Source organism: Pseudomonas sp. KH_040 (genome assembly GCF_057839305.1).
This window is the reverse complement of the sequence record NZ_CM174487.1, coordinates 6,060,977-6,080,402: the sequence shown is the minus strand read 5'-3', so window position 1 is coordinate 6,080,402 and position 19,426 is coordinate 6,060,977. Positions and strand designations below refer to the sequence as shown.

The following is a 19,426-nucleotide window of genomic DNA, read 5'->3' as shown; positions in this document are numbered from 1 at the left end:
GTCGCGGATTATAGCGACGGTTTCTCGGCTGTGCTATCCGAATAATCCGATACGGTTACACGAAGAAACGTTGCCGCGAATTCTTCCGGTGGTAGCGGCAGGCTGACGATGTAGCCCTGGATCTGTTCGCAGCCTTCGGCGGCGAGAAATTGTTGTTGTGCCTGGGTTTCCACGCCCTCGGCGATGACCGTGAATTGCATGCTCCGCCCGAGTGCGATGATGGCCCGGACAATCGCCGCATCGTGGGGGTCGTCGGGCAGTCCGCGAACGAATGACTGGTCGATCTTGAGGATATCCAGCGGCAGGCGTTTGAGGTAACTGAGCGAAGAATAACCCGTACCGAAGTCATCAATCGCCAATTGAACGCCGAGGTGTTTGAGTTGGTGCAGCACGGCCAGCGCCTCTTCGGCCTGACTCATGATGAAATTCTCGGTAATTTCCAGTTGCAGTAAATCCGGCTGCAGGTGGTTGTCGTTGAGCAGTTGTTCGATGCGTCCGAGCAGATTCGGCTGACGCAGCTGTGCGCCGGCGAGGTTCACCGACAGCGGGCCGAGGCTGTCGTAGATCTGATTCCATTCGAACATTTGCCGGCACGCGGTCTCGAGCACCCAATCACCGATCTGCAGGATCATGCCGTTTTCTTCGGCCAGCGGAATGAAGTGCTCTGGCGGTACGTCGCCGAAAGTCGGGTGACGCCAACGGATCAACGCTTCGGCACCGACCAGACGATGGTCATCGAGGCTTATTTTCGGTTGGTAGTAGAGGAACAGTTCGTCACGCTCAATGGCGCGGCGCAATTCGTGTTCCAGCGCTATGCGCTCGCTGGCCTGGGCCGTGAGGTCGCGGGTGTAGCTTTCGACACGATTGCGGCCCTTGGCCTTGGAGCGGTACATCGCCGCGTCGGCGTTTTTCACCAGTGTGGCGACGTCGTTGCCGTCCCGAGGATAGAGACTGGTGCCGATGCTGGCGCTGATGAAAAACTCATGCTCGCCCGCCTGGAACGGTGCACCGAAGCAGTTGAGCAGTTTGGTGGCGATGTTATCCGCGTCGCTGGCCTGTTGCAGGCCGGGTAACAGAATGATGAATTCGTCGCCGCCCAGGCGCGCCACGGTATCGATGTCGCGCAGTTGCTCTTTCAGGCGCACGGCGATGCCCTTGAGCAGCAGGTCGCCGACCGGATGGCCGAGGCTGTCGTTGATATGTTTGAAACGGTCGAGATCGAGAAACAGCACGGCACCCTGTCCGCCGTTTTCCTGCTGACTGTTCAACGCCATCAACAAACGGTTTTCGAACAGCGTGCGGTTCGGCAGACCGGTAAGTGGGTCGTGGTGCGCCTGATAGTCGAGCTTGGCTTGTGCATGCTTGAGGCTGGAAATGTCGGCAAACACCGCGACAAAGTGAGTAATGAACTTGTCGCGATTGCGTACGGCACTGATGGTCAGCCAGCTCGGGTACAACTCGCCGTTCTTGCGCCGGTTGGAAATCTCGCCTTGCCAGTGTCCTTCGTCGGTCAATTGGTGCCACATTGCCGCGTAGAACGCGCTGTCGTGCAGGCCGGAGGCAAGCAGACGCGGTGTATGCCCGAGCGCTTCGCTTTCGCTGTAGCCGGTGATTTCGGTGAAGGCGCGGTTGACTGCGCTGATGTGCTGTTGGGTGTCGGTGATCAGCACGCCCTCGGCGGTGCTTTCGAACACGGTGGCGGCCTGTTGCAGTTTTTCCTGCATCAGATGGCGCTCGGTGATGTCGCGGGCGATGGTCAGCATGCAGTCTTCTTCACCGATCGGCAGCGGACGGCTGGACACTTCGCAGAGGCGAATCTGCCCGTCACTGCGCCGGATATGGCAGGTGAAGTCACGCACGAAGCCATCGCGATGCAACAGGTCGAGCATCTGTTTGCGCTCGTTGAGGTTCACCCAGATGCCCAAATCCAGCGCCGAGCGATCCACCGACATGGCGCTATTGAAACCGGTGATGCGGCTGAAACCTTCGTTGACCTCCAGCAGCAGGCCATCGCTCTGGCGTGACAACAACAATCCATCCGGCGAGGCATGGAAGGCTTTGGCGAACTTCTCTTCGGAGGTTTGCAGTTGCTGCTGGGTTTCCTTGAGCTGAGTGATATCACGCACAACGACGACCAGGGCTGGCGTTGTGTCCAGATCGAAGGGTTCGGCGGAAATCAGACCAGTGAACAGTTGGCCGTTGTTGCGGCGAAAAGGCATCTCCAGATTGCGAATACTGCCCGCCTGCAAACGTTGCAGCAGTCCCGGACCGACGCCGGGAATTCCCCAGATATTCAGGTCGGTGGCCGTTTGCCCAAGCACTTCCTCGGCTTTCAGCCCGATCTGTTCTTCAAATGCCTCATTGACCTCCAGCAGGCAACCATCGGACAGCCGTGCAATGACCAGGATGTCCGGGCACTGCTGGAAGACCGAAGCGAATTTTTGCTCCGAGAGCCGCAGCGCCTCTTCCGTGCGCTTGATTTCGCTGATGTCGATCATCAAACCACGCATCACCGGCTCGTGACCATGTTCGATCAGACTGACGATGTCGCGTACCCACAAACAGCGGCCATCCGCGGTGATCACGCGATAATCGACGATGTGATCGCGACCCTCGCGAAGCGCTTCTTTGCAGTAACTCTGCGTACGGGTCAGATCGGCCGGGTGAATGATGTTGTGCCAGAAACCGGGGATCAGCCAGTGCGATTGTGGATAGCCGAGCAAGTCTTCGGCGTGGGGCGAGACATAGCTGTAGGTGAAGTCGCTCATCCGCGCTTCCCAGGCGATGGCCGACAGGCTCTCGACCAGGCCGCGGTAGTGATACTCGCTGCTGCGCAGTTCCTGTTCGAGGTCGATGCGTCGGGCGATTTCCGAGCTCAGGCGTCGGTTGATGCGGATCACCACGGCGAGGATCGTCACCAGCAGCAACAGCCCGGGCAAGCCGTAGATCAGCAGGTCCGACCAGAATGTCCGATGATCAAGGACATTGCCGACCCAATGCTCCTGAATGCTGCTGATTTCATCAGGGCTCATGTCCGCGAGGACTTTGTCGAGAATCCCCACCAATACCTTGTTGTCGCGGGGTACGGCCATCGCCAGTTGGTAGCGATATGGGGTTTCGCCGCTGACGTACAGGCCGTCGAGCTTGAGCTGGCGCAGGCTCCAGACGCTGGACGCGAGGTCACCGACAACGGCGTCCACTTCGTCGGTCGCCAGCGCCTGCAATGCCGAGCTGACATTGGGCATGGCGACCAGATTCAGATCGGGGTGGTGAGTGCGCAGCAGTTCGTGGGGCGCGTAGTTCTCCACTACGGCGATCTTCAAACCGTACAGGTCGTCGAGCTTGCGTGGTTGCGCGCCGCCGATATGGGCAAGGATGACAATCGGGAAATCAAGATAAGGGCGGGTGAACGACAGGTAGGTCTGGCGCTCCGGGGTGGACATGATGCCGGGCAGGAGGTCGATCTTGCCCGATTTGACCTGTTCGAGCACCACCGTCCAGCTCACCGGTTCGATGGGCGTCAATTTGATCGCCAAGCGTTGGCGAATCACGTCGATATAGTCCGCCGCCAGGCCCTGATAACGGTTCTGGTCATCGCGAAATTCAAAGGGCGGCCACGACGCATCGACACCCAGGCGCAAGTCCGGGTGAGCCGCCAGCCAGCTACGTTCTTCATCGGTCAGAGTCAGCGCGTCAGCCGTTGCGGTCCAGATCATCAGTGACAGCAAAAAAAGCACGGACGCCAATCTGGGCATAACGCTCTCGTTATGGCTCGGGGATGATTGTTTCGAGTGTAGACGGGGTATGCGGGGGAGGGGCGTTGCGAAGGATTTAATCTGCCATATAAACAAAACCCCCGGCCTGGGCCGGGGGTTCTGGTATCACTCGTCGAGGAAGGAGCGCAGATGCTCGCTTCGCGTCGGGTGGCGCAGCTTGCGCAGCGCCTTGGCTTCGATCTGACGGATCCGCTCACGCGTTACGTCAAACTGTTTGCCCACTTCTTCGAGTGTATGGTCGGTGTTCATGTCGATACCGAAACGCATGCGCAGTACTTTGGCTTCACGGGCAGTGAGGCCGGACAGCACTTCGCGAGTCGCTTCTTTCAGGCTCTCAACAGTGGCGACATCGATTGGCGACTGCATCGTCGAGTCTTCGATGAAGTCACCCAGATGGGAGTCTTCGTCATCACCGATCGGGGTTTCCATGGAGATCGGCTCTTTAGCGATCTTCAATACCTTACGGATCTTGTCCTCAGGCATTTCCATGCGTTCGCCCAGCTCTTCCGGGGTCGGTTCGCGACCCATTTCCTGCAACATCTGCCGGGAAATGCGGTTGAGCTTGTTGATCGTCTCGATCATGTGCACCGGAATACGGATGGTGCGGGCCTGGTCGGCGATCGAGCGAGTGATCGCCTGACGGATCCACCAGGTGGCATAAGTCGAGAACTTGTAACCACGACGGTATTCGAACTTGTCCACCGCTTTCATCAGACCGATGTTGCCTTCCTGGATCAGATCGAGGAATTGCAGGCCGCGGTTGGTGTACTTCTTGGCGATCGAGATCACCAGACGCAGGTTGGCTTCAACCATCTCTTTCTTCGCGCGGCGGGCCTTGGCCTCACCGATCGACATGCGACGGTTGATGTCCTTGATTTCTGCGATGGTCAGACCGGTTTCGGTTTCCAGCGCGATCAGTTTCTGCTGGCAACGAATGATATCCGGCTGCACGCGACCGATGGCTTCGGCGTACTTGCTCTTGCCTTTGGCCAGGGCGTCGGACCAGCTTTCGTCGACTTCGTTGCCGGGGAACTGACGCAGGAAATCAGCGCGTGGCATACGTGCATCACGTACGCACAGTTGCATGATCGCGCGCTCTTGCTGACGCAGACGATCCAGGGCACCACGAACACGCTCGACCAGGCCTTCGAATTGCTTCGGTACCAGTTTGATCGGCATGAACAGCTCGGCCAGTGCCAGCAACTCGGCAATCGCTGCCTTGTTGTTGCGACCGTGCTTTTTCAGCGCCTTGCGGGTGATTTCCATCTGGTCAGCCACGGCGCCAAAGCGCTGGGCAGCGATGACCGGATCCGGACCGCTTTCGGCTTCTTCTTCGTCATCGGAAGATTCGGCTTCATCGTCATCGGTTTCGTCGTCGGCCTTCGCCGCTTTCGCTTCGACCGGCGGCGGCACCTCGGCAGGCGGCGCAATGCCGTCGTCCGGGTCGATATAACCGCTCAGGACGTCGGACAGGCGACCACCTTCGGTGGTGACGCGAGTGTACTCGGAGAGAATGTGGTCAACCGTGCCAGGGAAGTGCGCGATTGCGCTCATCACTTCACGGATGCCCTCTTCGATACGCTTGGCGATTTCGATTTCGCCTTCACGAGTCAGAAGCTCGACCGTACCCATTTCACGCATGTACATGCGCACTGGGTCAGTGGTGCGACCGATATCGGTCTCCACCGCGGCCAACGCAGCCGCTGCTTCTTCCGCAGCGGCCTCGTCGGTATCGGCGTCGGCCAACATAAGGGCGTCCGCATCCGGAGCACTCTCGTGTACGGGGATCCCCATGTCGTTAATCATGCGGATGATGTCTTCCACCTGCTCTGGATCTGAAATATCCTCGGGCAGGTGGTCGTTGACCTCGGCGTAAGTCAGATACTTCTGCTCACGACCCAGTTTGATCAACTCAATAATACGAGACTGCTGTTGCGCTTTTCCGGACATAACACCCTATCCACTGAAGGTCTTGGCGGGCAAAAAACAAGCCGAGGATTATACCTGAGCTATGACCTCACGCGCCAGTTGAGGTCGGGTTTGATGCGGAAACATTGCGACTTAAAAGGTCGCGCAGTTGATTTTTCTCTTCAACGCTCAGTTCGCTTTGACGCGCTTTCCTGAGCAACTGTTCCAGATTTCGCTCGCGTTGGCGGGCTGACAAGCTAGTAATGGTGTCGAAAAACTGTTGTTCAAGGTTATCTCCGTCAATCAGCCATTCCTTTTCTGCCAGTGCCTTGAGCAAGCGTCCCTGTTCAGTGCCGTGCCATCGCGCGATCAACTGAAATGAGTTTAGCTTGGGATTCTTCTGTACAGCTTCGAGCAGCGCCACAAGTAACTGGGCGTTGGTCTGATTCTCGTCCGCTATGTGCCCGGCATCTTCGACGCGCTCGGCCAATTGCGGGTGATGGAGCAGTGTGCGCAGGGCGGTCAGGGTCGGCGACTCGACGCCAATCGGCGTGCGCGGGCGTTGCTGATCGCGATCACCGCCACGCTTGCCGTTTTTGTCCCAGGGCTTCTTGTCCCACTTTTTGCCGCCAGCGCCGGGTTTCTTCGGCGTCCACTCCTGCTGCGGCACATACATGTCCTGTGCCTGCGGCTGATGGTAGTCGCTGTAGTCCGGCATTGCGTCGTAATCGATGCCCGGATCGTAGGCGGGCGGCGCTTCCTGCGGCGCACTTTGTGCGAGTTGGCTGACGGTTTCACTGCTCAGGCCGGTAATTTCGGTCAGGCGTTGACGCATCAGGATGCGCAGGTTGGCGCCCGGCACTTTGTCGATCAACGGTGCGGCAAGGGTGGCCATATGGGCCTTGCCTTCGAGCGAACGCGGATCGGCTTCTTCAGTCAGTTGCTGGAAAAAATAGTCCGCCAGCGGTTGAGCATGCTGATTGATCCGTGCTTTGAACGCGTCAGTGCCTTCGGCGCGCACCAGGGTGTCCGGGTCTTCGCCTTCGGGCAGAAACAGGAATCGCGCCCGGCGCCCGTCTTGCAGGCTCGATAGCGTTGCTTCCAGGGCTCGCCACGCAGCGTTGCGGCCGGCTTGGTCACCGTCGAAGCAGAAGAGTACGTTCGGCACTACCCGGAACAGGCGCTTCAAGTGTTCTTCGCTGGTCGCAGTGCCCAGCGTCGCGACGGCATTTTTCAACCCCTGCTGGGCGAGAGCAATGACGTCCATATAGCCTTCGACGACGATGATTTCGTCGAGGTTGCGGTTGTTCTTGCGTGCTTCATAGAGGCCGTAGAGTTCCTGGCCTTTATGAAAAACCGGGGTTTCCGGTGAGTTCAGGTATTTCGGCTTGTCGTCGCCGAGTACGCGGCCGCCGAAAGCGATGATGCGCCCACGGGTATCGCGGATCGGGAACATCACGCGATCGCGGAAGCGGTCATAGCGTTTGCCGGTTTCAGCGTTCTCGATCAGCAGGCCGGCGTCGATCATGGCCTTCTGCTGCAGGGTGTCGCTGCTCAAGTGCTTGAACAGGTTGTCCCAGCCGGGCGGCGCAAAGCCGAGCCCGAAATCCCGGGCGATCTCGCCAGTCAGTCCGCGGCCCTTGAGGTAATCCACTGCGGCTTTGCGCGAAGGATGACTCTTGAGCGCCTGACGATAAAAATCGGCGGCAGCGCTGAGCAGCGGATACAACGGCGAATCGGTCGGCTGGCGCGGTTTGTGCGGGCGACCGCTTTCTTCGCGGGGGATTTCCATGCCGGCGGCTTTCGCCAGATCTTCAACGGCCTGGGGGAAATCCAGGTTGTCGTGATCCATGAGAAAGCCGAGGGCGTTACCGCCGGCACCGCAGCCGAAGCAATAGTAGAACTGCTTGTCGGGGCTGACGCTGAAAGACGGGGTTTTCTCTTTGTGGAACGGGCAACAGGCGGTGTAGTTCTTGCCGGCCTTCTTCAATTGCACGCGCGAACTGACCACGTCGACAATGTCGGTGCGGTTCAGCAGGTCGTCAATGAAGCTCTGGGGAATCAGCCCGGCCATGGCGTTCTCGTCGTCTGCGCTGTAAAAAGTCCGATGCGTAAGGCTGGCGGACGCGGGTCATTGTTTGAAGCGCGCAAAATATGCGGCTCGACCGGTGTCGTCTGCGTAATCGCTGTCGGGAATTGTATCTGCCGAAAATCCACTGACGTTAGTACTCATCAGCCTTCGACTATTTGAAAGTGTTGCGCTGAATCCGCTGACGGCCGGTTAAGGGCCTCGGATAGCTCAATAAAGCGGGCACGCATGCAGGTGCCTTGGGCTGATCGTCGTGAGAGGAATCAGTGGGTGTGCTCGTCAGTAGCCTTGAAAGGCTCGTCAGAAAAGACGTGCACCGCTGGCAAAAGAGCCAGGTCTGACGCGTGAAGCAGATTTGTCTCGGTCGCGTGTGCGGCTTCGACGGTGAAGCATCAAGCGTTTTACGCAAATGCCATTAGCCCGGCTGAGAGCCGGGCTTAGGCAAGAAGCTTGCTACGAACGTCTGTGTATTAGTACAGACGAACGGCGCGGCGCTGTTCGCGCTGAACTTTCTTGGCGTGACGCTTAACAGCGGCTGCTGCTTTGCGCTTACGCTCAGAAGTTGGCTTCTCGTAAAATTCGCGGCTACGAACTTCAGCCAGTACACCGGCTTTTTCGCAGGAGCGCTTGAAACGACGCAGAGCTACGTCGAAGGGTTCGTTCTCTTTAACTTTGACGGCTGGCATCCAGAGCTACCTTCATTCATTACCGGGGTCAACATCCTCGCGGCAAAAGAGCACTTGAAGACGTCGGTTTTTAAGGGTTGCGGATGTTAACCCCTCATCGCTCGGAATGCAAAGCCTCTGATCGAAAACCGCTGGTCGGGGCATCACGCGGCGACTATTATGCGCGCCTTCGAATTCAGCCTAAACAAGGCGCAAACCCATGCTAGTACTGGGATTAGAAACCTCCTGCGACGAAACCGGCGTCGCATTATATGACAGTGAACGCGGCTTGCTGGCCGATGCATTGTTCAGCCAGATCGACCTGCACCGCGCCTATGGCGGCGTGGTGCCGGAGCTCGCCTCGCGTGACCACGTCAAACGCATGCTGCCCTTGATTCGTCAGGTGTTGGCCGAGGCTGACTGTGTGCCGACCGAGATCGATGCGATCGCCTATACCGCGGGTCCCGGGCTGGTTGGCGCGTTGCTGGTCGGTGCTTCCTGCGCTCAGGCGCTGGCCTTTGCCTGGGGCATTCCGGCACTCGGAGTGCACCACATGGAAGGGCATTTGCTGGCGCCGATGCTGGAGCCAAAACCGCCGGAGTTCCCGTTCGTCGCTTTGTTGGTCTCTGGAGGTCACACGCAACTGGTTCAGGTCGATGGCATCGGTCAATACAGCCTGCTTGGCGAGACGCTCGACGATGCCGCTGGCGAAGCGTTCGACAAGACTGCAAAGATGATGGGCCTCAATTATCCGGGCGGACCGGAAATCGCCAAGTTGGCGGAGAAGGGCGTCGCCGGACGTTTCACCTTTCCGCGTCCGATGTGTGATCGCCCGGGTCTGCAATTCAGCTTCAGTGGCCTGAAAACCTCTGCACTCAACGCCTGGCAGCAGTGCGTCAGCGCCGGAGACGACAACGAGCAAGCCCGTTGCGACATCGCGCTGGCGTTCCAGCAGGCCGTGGTGGAGACTTTGACCATCAAGTGCAAGCGAGCCCTGAAACAGGCGGGCATGAAGCGTCTGGTGATCGCTGGCGGCGTCAGTGCCAACAAGGCCTTGCGTGTTTCGCTGGAGAAGATGCTCGGCGACATGAAGGGCGATGTGTTTTACGCCCGCCCGGAGTTCTGCACCGACAATGGCGCAATGATCGCGTTCGCCGGTTGCCAGCGCTTGCAGGCCGGTCAGCAGGAAAGTCTGGCGATCAGCGTGCAGGCGCGCTGGCCGATGGAGCAATTGTCGCCGCTGTGATGAGAGGCGCTCACGCGCGCCATTTAAAAATGCCGTTCGCGCCCGGCAAACAGGTCGCGTAAATTGCCGCGGTGGCGCCAGACGATCAGCAAGGTCAATGCGCTCATCGGCAACAACGCCTCCGGCTCCTGCCAGGCCAACAACGGCAGGGTCAAAGGCGTGGCGATCAGCGCTGCGAGCGAACTGGTGCGGGTCAGGTAAAACGTCAGCAACCAGGTGCATACTGCCAGCAGCGCGGCGGGGGGATACAGGCCGAGCAGCATGCCGGCGGCGGTGGCGACGCCCTTGCCGCCACGAAAGCGAAAGTACAGCGGGAACAGGTGACCGATCACGGCGCACACGCCGATCCATGCCTGATCCTGCAGCGAAAGGCCTGCAGCCGAGGCGATCAGCACCGGCACCAGGCCTTTGCACAAATCACCCAGCAGGGTCAGGATCGCGAGTTTGCGGCCGGCCAGGCGCAGCATGTTGGTGGCACCGGCATTGCCCGAGCCACTCATTCGCGGATCCGGATTTCCGGTCAGGCGGCTGAGCAAAATGGCGAAGGACAGCGAGCCGAGCAGGTAGGCGAAAGTCGCCAGTAACCAAAACATGCTAACTATTCCGGGCGAGGACGCCCTGATTCTAACGGCGCATTGCGCCCTTGTCGTGCAGCGGAGAGAAGTGCTTGGACAGAGTGTTTATCGAGGGCCTGGAAGTCGACACCGTGATCGGTGCCTACGACTGGGAGCGCGGCATCCGACAGTGCCTGCGACTTGATCTGAGCTTCGCCTGGGACAATCGCCCGGCCGCCGCCGGTGATGACCTGACCCTGGCGCTTGACTACGCCAGCGTGTCCAGCCGAATTCAGGCGTTTGCCGAGCAGGCGCAGTTCCAGCTGGTCGAAACGTTCGCCGAGCGCCTTGTCGAGGTGCTGATGAATGAATTCAAGATTACTTGGGTTCGCCTGAAGTTGACCAAGCCAGGCGCCGTACCGGCTGCCAAAGGTGGCGTGGGTGTGGAGATCGAGCGCGGATGTCGCTGACTCAGGTCTACCTCGGGCTCGGTAGCAATATCGAGCGCGAAACCCATTTGCGCGCCGGGCTCGATGCTTTGGCGACGTTTCTGGTGGATATCCGCTGTTCGGCGGTGTTCGAGAGCGCACCTGTGGGGATCAAGAGTGGGCCGTTCTTCAACTTCGTGGTGTCGGCGTATACCGATCTGCCGCTGATGGAGCTGGACCGACGCTTGAAATTCATCGAGGCGGATAATGGCCGTTACGCGCCGGATCGCAAGGGGTTGCCGCTGGATATCGACGTGCTGCTGTATGGCGATCTGGTGGGGAATTTCGACGGTCTGGTTTTGCCGCGGGCCGAGATTCTGAAAAACGCGTTTGTGCTGTGGCCGTTGTCGCTGATTGCACCGGATCGCGTGCATCCCGGTGTGGGAAAAAGCTTCGCCACGTTGTGGGCTGAGGCGCAGATTGATCAGGTGCTGGCGCCGGTGGCGTTCGAATGGCGGGGTGAGCAACTCACGCCTGAGAACCTTTAAAGCAAAAGATCGCAGCCTGCGGCAGCTCCTACAGGAGAAACATAATCCCGTGTAGGAGCTGCCGCAGGCTGCGATTTTTTGATCTTGCTTCAAGCGTTCTCTTTGTAGGCTTTCAGCGCTTTTAGCCGTTCACGCTTGAGCGCTTCGCCCAGTTCCGGCCCTTTGAATCCCTTCTCCAGCAACGGTTGCACCGCAACTTCCCGCGCTGCCTTTGCCGCACCGCGCAAGTAATCCGCCTGTGGGTAACTTCTCTGCTCCAGCCCTTTACGGCCTCGGGCGTCCATTTCGCATGCGGCGATAAATTCTTCAAAGCGCTGCGGCCGGCGATACACGTCAAAACTCTGCAACAACTCCAGTAACGTCGAAGCCTTCAGCTCCAGGGCGCGGTGCCCGTGGGTGTGGTACTTGCCAACCAGCAACGCCAATTCCTGGCAATCCTTCGGCGCCTTGAAGCGCTCGTTGACCGCTTTGATCAGCTTCAACCCCGTGTGCTCATGGGCGATATGTCGTGGCCATTGATCTTCCGGGGTCAAGCCTTTGCCAAGGTCGTGCAAGAGGCAAGCCCAACGAACCGTCAGCGGTTGTTTGTGCAGCGCCGATTGCTCCAAAACGCTCAGCGTGTGCAGGCCGGTATCGATTTCCGGGTGATGCGCTTCCGGCTGTGGCACACCAAAAAGTGCGTCGACTTCCGGCATCAATACCTTCAACGCGCCACAGTCGCGAAGCACCTGAATGAACACCTGCGGCTGTTCTTCCAACAGTGCACGGGAGATTTCTTTCCAGCTGCGTTCGGCGGTCAGCGCCTCCAGTTCTCCGGATTCGCTGAGCTGTCGCATCAGTTCGAGCGTTTCGGGTGCCACGGTGAAACCGAGTCCGGCATAACGCGCAGCGAATCGGGCTACGCGCAAGACACGGAGGGGATCCTCGGCGAACGCCGGAGATACATGGCGCAGAATTCGGGCTTGAAGATCGCGCTGGCCATGGTACGGATCAGTCAGATTGTGCTGATCGTCCTCGGCCATGGCGTTGATGGTCAGGTCGCGACGAATCAGGTCTTCTTCGAGCGTCACTTCAGGGCTGGCGTGAAAGGTGAAGCCGCCGTAACCGCGCCCGCTCTTGCGTTCAGTGCGGGCGAGGGCATATTCCTCGCCGCTTTTTGGGTGAAGAAACACCGGAAAATCTGCGCCGACCGGGCGGTATCCCTGGGCGAGCATTTCTTCCGTGGTAGCGCCGACCACCACCCAATCGATGTCAGTAACCGGTTTGCCCAGCAAGCGATCACGTACTGCGCCGCCAACCTTGAAAATCTGCATAAAAAACCTCCGTTAGCCCGACAGGATAACCCTTGCGTCGGACTTTCGGAGGCCGGAACCGGATCAAAGATGAATGACGGCCAGATCCAGTCGACCGTAATCCCCTTCGCTGTGTTCACTGCGTGGCGGAACGTGATGGGTTTTCATGATCTGGTCGCCTTGCAGGGTTTCCAGATGAATGTCGAAGCCCCACAGGCGATGCAAGTGTTTGAGCACTTCTTCGGTGGAGTCGCCCAATGGTTTGCGGTCGTGCTGTTGGTGACGCAAGGTCAGTGAGCGATCACCGCGTCGATCGATGCTGTAGATCTGCACGTTCGGCTCACGATTGCCGAGGTTGTACTGCGCAGCAAGGGTTTCACGAATGATCCGGTAGCCGGGTTCGTCATGAATCGCAGGCACCAACAAGTCGTCCTTCTGATCGTCATCCATGATGCTGAACAGTTTCAGGTCACGGATCACCTTTGGCGACAGATACTGCAGGATGAAACTCTCATCCTTGAAGCTGCTCATGGCGAATTTGATGGTCGACAGCCAGTCGCTCCCGGCAATTTCCGGGAACCAGTGACGATCTTCTTCGGTAGGTTCTTCACACATGCGCCGGATGTCCCGATACATCGCGAAGCCCAGCGCGTAGGGGTTGATCCCGTTGTAGTAGGGGCTGTCGAAACCCGGTTGAAACACCACGCTGGTGTGCGACGTCAGGAACTCCATCATGAAGCCATCGGTGACCAGCCCTTCATCGTAGAGGTCGTTCATCAGCGTGTAGTGCCAGAACGTCGCCCAGCCTTCGTTCATCACCTGGGTCTGACGTTGTGGATAGAAATACTGAGCGATCTTGCGCACGATCCGCACGATTTCACGCTGCCACGGCTCCAGCAACGGCGCATGTTTCTCGATAAAATACAGGATGTTTTCCTGCGGCTCGGCCGGGAAACGCGCGTTGTCCCTGTCGCTGTACTTGTCTGCGCCTTTGGGAATGGTGCGCCACAGATCGTTGATCTGTTTCTGCAGGTGTTCTTCGCGATCTTTCTGCCGCCGGCGCTCCTCTTCGGCGGAAATTGGATACGGACGTTTGTAGCGATCGACGCCGTAGTTCATCAACGCATGGCAGGAGTCGAGCAGGTCTTCCACTGCATCGATGCCATGGCGCTCTTCACACTGCATGATGTACTGCTTGGCGAACACCAGGTAATCGATGATCGAACTCGCGTCGGTCCAGGTGCGAAACAGGTAGTTGCCCTTGAAAAAGCTGTTGTGGCCATAGCACGCGTGCGCTACCACCAGCGCCTGCATGCAGATGGTGTTTTCCTCCATCAGATAGGCAATGCAAGGGTCGGAGTTGATCACGATTTCGTAGGCCAGGCCCATTTGCCCACGGCTGTAGGATTTTTCGGTGCTGAGAAAATGTTTACCGTAAGACCAGTGGTGGTAACCCAGCGGCATGCCGACCGAGGCATAGGCGTCCATCATCTGCTCGGCGGTGATCACTTCGATCTGGTTGGGGTAGGTATCCAGCGCATAGCGGGCCGCGATCCGGGCAATTTCGCGGTCGTAGGTCTGGATCAGCTCGAACGTCCATTCGGAGCCGGTGGAAATGGGTTGGCGCTTCTGCTCTTTGGCGGTCATGTCACTAACCTGCGCTGGAAGAGTTCACGGAAGACCGGATAGATATCCCCGGCCGAGACCAGTTGCTGCTGGGCAAAAGTGTCAGAGAAAGCTTCGGCGATGCGTTCGTACTCGTACCACAAGGCCTGATGTTCGCGCGGGGTGATCTCCACGTAAGTGTAGTACTGCACAAACGGCATGATCTGGTTGATCAGGATATCGCGGCAGATCGGCGAGTCGTCGTTCCAGTTGTCGCCATCGGAAGCCTGAGCCGCGTAGATGTTCCATTCGTTGCTCGGATAGCGCTCGGCCATGATCTCTTGCATCAGCTTCAGGGCACTGGAAACGATGGTGCCGCCGGTTTCCCGCGAGTAGAAAAACTCTTCTTCATCGACTTCCCGGGCACTGGTGTGGTGGCGGATGAACACCACGTCGATCTTGTCGTAGTTCCGTTTCAGGAACAGGTACAACAGGATGAAAAAGCGTTTGGCAATGTCCTTGGTCGCCTGGGTCATGGAGCCGGAGACGTCCATCAGGCAGAACATCACCGCTTTAGAGCTGGGGTTGGGCTGTTTGATCAGCAGGTTGTACTTCAAGTCGAATGTATCGAGAAACGGTACGCGATGAATGCGCGCGCTGAGTTTTTCGATTTCCGCCTCGAGTTCCTGAATATCGCCGAAGTTGTCCGGCTCTTCGCGTCTCAGCCGTTCAAGTTCTTCTTTGACTTCGCGCAGTTTCGCCCGGCTGCTGCCGGACAGGGCAATGCGCCGTGCATGGGCCGAACGCAGGGTACGGATAATGTTGATGCGCGACGGGTTGCCTTCGTTGCTGATCCCGGCGCGCACGGTTTTAAAGGTGTCGGTACCGCTGAGGTTGCGCTTGACCAAGTTCGGCAGCTCAAGGTCTTCGAACATGAATTCGAGAAATTCTTCCTGGGTGATCTGGAAGACAAACTCGTCCATGCCCTCGCCGGAATTGCCGGCCTTGCCCGGGCCGCGTCCGCCGCCACCTCCCGGCGGGCGGGCGATATGTTCGCCAGCGGTGAATTCCTTGTTGCCGGGATGAACCACGGTCTGCTTACCGCCACGGCCGTGGTGAAGCACCGGTTCGTCGATATCGCGACCGGGAATGCTGATCTGTTCGCCGTGCTCCATATCGGTAATGGAACGCCGGCTGACCGCCTCTTCGACGGCCTTCTTGATGTGGTCACGGTAGCGCCGCAGGAAACGCTGGCGGTTTACCGTGCTCTTGTTCTTGCCATTGAGACGTCGGTCGATCACATAACTCATAGGAAGCCCTCCGGGCAGCTTCAAGTTGTGAGCTTCAAGCTGCAAGTAAAAGCAGGTTCCCGGGCATCAGTGGGTTACGCGCTTTGTTCTTGCAGCTTGTAGCTAGAAGCTTGCAGCTGCTTCACTGCGACTTCCGTACCCGCAGGTACCATTCGGAAAGAAGCCGTACCTGTTTGTCGGTGTAGCCGCGTTCGACCATTCGAGTGACGAAGTCGTTGTGCTTTTGCTGATCCTCTTTGCTGGCCTTGGCATTGAAGCTGATGACTGGCAGCAGATCTTCGGTGTTCGAGAACATTTTCTTCTCGATGACCACCCGCAGTTTTTCGTAGCTGAGCCAGGTCGGATTCTTGCCGTTGTTGTTGGCCCGGGCGCGCAGGACGAAGTTGACGATTTCATTGCGGAAATCCTTCGGATTGCTGATGCCGGCCGGTTTTTCGATTTTCTCGAGTTCTTCGTTCAGGGCGACGCGGTTGAGGATCTCGCCGGTTTCCGGATCGCGGTATTCCTGATCCTGAATCCAGAAGTCCGCGTAGAGCACGTAGCGGTCGAAGATGTTCTGGCCGTACTCGCTGTAAGACTCGAGGTACGCGGTCTGGATCTCCTTGCCGATGAATTCGATATAACGCGGTGCCAGGTATTCCTTCAGATAGCGCAGATAGCGCTCGCGGGTTTCGGCCTGGAATTGTTCCTGTTCGATCTGTTGCTCAAGTACGTAGAGCAGGTGCACCGGGTTGGCGGCGATTTCATGCGGATCGAAGTTGAACACCTTGGACAGGATCTTGAAGGCGAAGCGGGTCGACAGACCGTTCATGCCTTCATCGACACCGGCTGAGTCGCGGTATTCCTGAATCGACTTGGCCTTCGGATCGGTGTCTTTGAGGTTTTCGCCGTCGTAGACGCGCATTTTCGAATAGATGTTAGAGTTTTCCGGCTCCTTGAGGCGTGACAGCACAGTGAACTGCGCGAGCATTTTCAAGGTGTCCGGCGCGCAATGCGCCTTGGCCAGGGAGCTGTTGAACAGCAATTTGTCGTAGATCTTCACCTCGTCACTGACGCGCAGGCAGTACGGCACTTTGACGATGTAGATCCGGTCGATGAAGGCTTCGTTGTTCTTGTTGTTGCGGAAGGTGTGCCATTCCGATTCGTTGGAGTGGGCGAGCAGGATCCCGGTGAACGGAATCGCGCCGAGACCTTCGGTACTGTTGTAGTTGCCTTCCTGAGTCGCGGTCAGCAACGGGTGCAGCACCTTGATCGGTGCCTTGAACATTTCGACGAATTCCATCAGGCCCTGGTTGGCCCGGCACAGCGCACCGGAATAGCTGTAAGCGTCGGCGTCGTTCTGTGGGTATTCCTCGAGTTTGCGGATGTCGACCTTACCGACCAGCGCCGAGATGTCCTGGTTGTTCTCGTCACCCGGTTCGGTTTTGGCCACGGCGATCTGGTTGAGGATCGACGGGTACAGCTTGACCACGCGGAACTGGCTGATATCGCCGCCGAACTCGGCCAGGCGTTTGGTGGCCCATGGCGACATGATGGTGTTCAGGTAGCGCCGTGGAATGCCGAAGTCTTCCTCGAGGATCGCGCCATCTTCGGTGGCGTTGAACAGACCCAGTGGCGATTCGAATACCGGCGAGCCCTTGATCGCATAGAAGGGCACTTTTTCAATCAGTTGTTTCAGCTTCTCGGCCAGCGACGATTTACCACCGCCGACAGGGCCGAGCAGATAGAGGATTTGTTTCTTCTCTTCCAGGCCTTGGGCGGCATGGCGGAAATACGAGACGATCTGGTCGATGCATTCTTCCATCCCGTGGAAGTCTTCAAAGGCCGGATAGCGGCGGATCACCTTGTTGGAGAAGATGCGTGACAGCCTCGAATTGGTCGAGGTGTCGAGCAGTTCCGGTTCGCCGATGGCCAGCAATAGACGCTCGGCAGCGGAAACGTAGGCGCTACGGTCTTTCTTGCACAGCTCCAGGTACTCTTGCAGCGAGAGTTCTTCCTGGCGTGTGGACTCGAAGCGTTGTTGGAAGTGGCTAAAGATACTCATGACGTCACCTCGCTCGATACGTGGAGCCGACGCCGGATCACTCAGTCGATGCTGGCAAGCAGCCGCAGTAGCAGCTGATTGTTTACCCCCCAGAACACTTTCACGATCGACAATCGTGAAAGTCACTCCCGATGACCCGTGCGCCGGTGTACCGGCTCTCCCCTGATTTGGATGGCCTGGGCTTAAGGATAGTTGGGAATTCGGGAGGTAAAGGCGAGATACGTAATTAGTTGTGGCAAGACCGTTCGTCTGCCCGCGCAGGCCCACGGCAGCCGGGGCCTGCGCGTGACAAAAAAATTATTCGGCGGTGCCTTGGGCCGTTTCCGCAGGATAAGTCGTACGCCACAACTCAAAGCCACCGTCCATGCTGTAGACGTCGGAGAAGCCTTGGCTGATCAGGTACGCCGCTGCGCCCTGGCTGGAATTGCCGTGATAGCAGACGACCACGGTCGGTGCATCAAGGTCGGCGCCTTGAATAAAGGCGTGCAGCGAATGATTGTCCAGATGCTTCGAGCCGCTGATGTGCAGGGCGGCAAAAGTCGCCGGGTCGCGCACGTCGACCACGACAGCGCCTTGTTCACGCAGGGCCTGGGCCTGTTCCGGGGGGATTCGTTTGAATTCGCTCATGGCGGGTTCCTGTTGCTCGGCTGAAAGCGCAGTCTAACGCGGGACGCTGACTGGCGAAGTTTCGGAGATAAGTGGTGCGACGGTCGGGGCGAGGCCGCCATGTTCATCGCATTTGCACGACAGGCGTTCACCGCTGTCGACGTTCATCAGGGTCAGGCTGCCGCCCCAGACACAACCGGTATCCAGCGCCGAAATACCCGGTTCATGGATATTGCCCTCGAGTGCCGCCCAGTGGCCGAAGATGATGCGCAAGCCTTTGGTCTTGCGGTCCCGGTGCTGGAACCACGGTTTGTAGCCGGGCGGGGCGGTGTCGAGGCCTTCCTTGCTCTTGAGGTCGAGCTTGCCTTCGGCGGTGCAGAAGCGCATCCGCGTGAAATAGTTGGTGATGACGCGCAGACGGGCTACGCCCTTGAGGTCGTTGTCCCACTTCGCCGGCTCGTTGCCGTACATGCCGTCGAGGTAGGCAGGCAACATGTTGTCGTCACGCAGGGCGGTCTCGACTTCGTCTGCGCACTTCAAGGCCCGGCGCAGCGACCACTGGGGTGGAATGCCAGCGTGGACCATGGCGACATCGCGCTGCTCGTCGTAGTGCATGAGCTTTTGTTGCCGCACCCACTCCAGCAGTTCGGCGCTGTCCGGCGCTTCGAGAATCTCGCGCAGGGTATCGGACTTCTTCAGGCGCTCGATGTTTCTAGCCGCAGCCAGCAGGTGCAGGTCGTGATTGCCCAGAACGCAGACCAGCGACTCGCGCATGCCATATAGAAAGCGCAGGGTTTCCAGCGATTGTGGGCCACGGTTGACCAGATCGCCGACCAGCCACAGACGATCGAGTGTCGGGTCGAATGCCACTTGCTTGAGCAGGCACTTGAGCGGTTCGAGGCAGCCTTGCAGGTCGCCGACGGCATACGTCGTCATCAGTGCAAGGCTCCGGGCACCGCCAGACGGAAAGGTTTGATGATGGCGTCGAAGTGTTTGCCATCGTCGGCAACCATTTCGTAGGTGCCCTGCATGGTGCCGACCTTGGTGGTCATCACTGTGCCGCTGCTGTAAGTGTGGCTCTGGCCGGCATCAATCAACGGTTGCTGACCGACCACGCCTGCACCGCGCACTTCTTCGACATGGCCGTCACCGTCGGTGATTACCCAATGCCGCGACATCAGGCGTGCGGGTTGCTCGCCATTGTTCTGCACGGTGATGGTGTAGGCGAAGGCGAAGCGGTCGTGCTCGGGTTGCGATTGGTCTGCCAGATAGCGGGTAACGACGCTGACATCGACCTGGTAACGGGAATCGGACATGCAAGAGGCCTTAAACGAAGCGGAACGCGGGGCGTAGCT

At 58.4% G+C, this 19,426-nt stretch carries 15 protein-coding genes; 3 read left to right on the top strand and 12 right to left on the bottom strand.

Features of this window, described 5'->3' with window-relative positions; all coding sequences use genetic code 11:
• Positions 1 to 8 precede the first annotated feature (8 nt).
• From AC3IUF_RS27150 to rpsU, 4 genes are all read right to left on the bottom strand, one after another.
• Positions 9 to 3,755, bottom strand: coding sequence for a bifunctional diguanylate cyclase/phosphodiesterase (locus tag AC3IUF_RS27150; RefSeq protein ID WP_123375976.1), 3,747 nt, complete (start codon positions 3,753 to 3,755; stop codon positions 9 to 11).
• Positions 3,756 to 3,881: 126 nt separating this feature from the next.
• On the bottom strand, positions 3,882 to 5,726 hold the full coding sequence (gene rpoD / locus AC3IUF_RS27145) for an RNA polymerase sigma factor RpoD (RefSeq protein ID WP_007949604.1): 1,845 nt from the start codon (positions 5,724 to 5,726) through the stop codon (positions 3,882 to 3,884).
• A 67-nt stretch (positions 5,727 to 5,793) separates the two neighbouring features.
• Complete coding sequence (gene dnaG / locus AC3IUF_RS27140; RefSeq protein WP_095112712.1) at positions 5,794 to 7,758, bottom strand: DNA primase; 1,965 nt, start codon at positions 7,756 to 7,758, stop codon at positions 5,794 to 5,796.
• Between the two features lie 485 nt (positions 7,759 to 8,243).
• Positions 8,244 to 8,459: a 30S ribosomal protein S21 gene (gene rpsU, locus AC3IUF_RS27135; RefSeq protein WP_002551877.1), complete on the bottom strand. Its 216-nt coding sequence runs from the start codon at positions 8,457 to 8,459 to the stop codon at positions 8,244 to 8,246.
• Positions 8,460 to 8,658: 199 nt separating this feature from the next.
• Here rpsU and tsaD point away from each other — a divergent pair, with 199 nt between their 5' ends.
• The gene (gene tsaD / locus AC3IUF_RS27130; protein WP_007910097.1) at positions 8,659 to 9,684 is read left to right on the top strand and encodes a tRNA (adenosine(37)-N6)-threonylcarbamoyltransferase complex transferase subunit TsaD; all 1,026 of its coding nucleotides are present in this window, start codon (positions 8,659 to 8,661) and stop codon (positions 9,682 to 9,684) included.
• Positions 9,685 to 9,707: 23 nt separating this feature from the next.
• On the opposite strand, the gene plsY is transcribed toward tsaD, so the two are convergent.
• Positions 9,708 to 10,277, bottom strand: a complete 570-nt coding sequence (gene plsY, locus AC3IUF_RS27125) for a glycerol-3-phosphate 1-O-acyltransferase PlsY (protein ID WP_007910103.1) — start codon at positions 10,275 to 10,277, stop codon at positions 9,708 to 9,710.
• A gap of 74 nt (positions 10,278 to 10,351) precedes the next feature.
• Between plsY and folB the strand changes: the two genes are divergently transcribed.
• Complete coding sequence (folB, locus tag AC3IUF_RS27120) at positions 10,352 to 10,708, top strand: dihydroneopterin aldolase (protein WP_007910104.1); 357 nt, start codon at positions 10,352 to 10,354, stop codon at positions 10,706 to 10,708.
• Entirely contained in the window at positions 10,699 to 11,214 is a 516-nt protein-coding gene (folK, locus tag AC3IUF_RS27115; RefSeq protein ID WP_007910111.1) for a 2-amino-4-hydroxy-6-hydroxymethyldihydropteridine diphosphokinase, read from the top strand. Before folB ends, folK begins: the two co-directional genes overlap by 10 nt.
• An 89-nt stretch (positions 11,215 to 11,303) precedes the next feature.
• On the opposite strand, the gene AC3IUF_RS27110 is transcribed toward folK, so the two are convergent.
• The 7 genes from AC3IUF_RS27110 to apaG form a co-directional block, all read right to left on the bottom strand.
• Positions 11,304 to 12,527, bottom strand: coding sequence for a multifunctional CCA addition/repair protein (locus AC3IUF_RS27110; RefSeq protein ID WP_095112711.1), 1,224 nt, complete (start codon positions 12,525 to 12,527; stop codon positions 11,304 to 11,306).
• A gap of 63 nt (positions 12,528 to 12,590) precedes the next feature.
• Positions 12,591 to 14,153: a SpoVR family protein gene (locus tag AC3IUF_RS27105; RefSeq protein ID WP_007910113.1), complete on the bottom strand. Its 1,563-nt coding sequence runs from the start codon at positions 14,151 to 14,153 to the stop codon at positions 12,591 to 12,593.
• The gene (locus AC3IUF_RS27100; RefSeq protein WP_007910114.1) at positions 14,150 to 15,421 is read right to left on the bottom strand and encodes a YeaH/YhbH family protein; all 1,272 of its coding nucleotides are present in this window, start codon (positions 15,419 to 15,421) and stop codon (positions 14,150 to 14,152) included. The genes AC3IUF_RS27105 and AC3IUF_RS27100 overlap by 4 nt, the downstream gene beginning before the upstream one ends.
• 121 nt (positions 15,422 to 15,542) lie before the next feature.
• Positions 15,543 to 17,465, bottom strand: coding sequence for a PrkA family serine protein kinase (locus AC3IUF_RS27095; RefSeq protein ID WP_007910115.1), 1,923 nt, complete (start codon positions 17,463 to 17,465; stop codon positions 15,543 to 15,545).
• A gap of 297 nt (positions 17,466 to 17,762) precedes the next feature.
• Complete coding sequence (gene glpE, locus AC3IUF_RS27090) at positions 17,763 to 18,092, bottom strand: thiosulfate sulfurtransferase GlpE (protein ID WP_016983139.1); 330 nt, start codon at positions 18,090 to 18,092, stop codon at positions 17,763 to 17,765.
• Positions 18,093 to 18,125: 33 nt separating this feature from the next.
• Positions 18,126 to 19,007, bottom strand: a complete 882-nt coding sequence (locus AC3IUF_RS27085) for a symmetrical bis(5'-nucleosyl)-tetraphosphatase (RefSeq protein WP_007910125.1) — start codon at positions 19,005 to 19,007, stop codon at positions 18,126 to 18,128.
• On the bottom strand, positions 19,007 to 19,387 hold the full coding sequence (apaG, locus tag AC3IUF_RS27080) for a Co2+/Mg2+ efflux protein ApaG (RefSeq protein WP_007910127.1): 381 nt from the start codon (positions 19,385 to 19,387) through the stop codon (positions 19,007 to 19,009). The genes AC3IUF_RS27085 and apaG overlap by 1 nt, the downstream gene beginning before the upstream one ends.
• Positions 19,388 to 19,426: the final 39 nt, after the last annotated feature.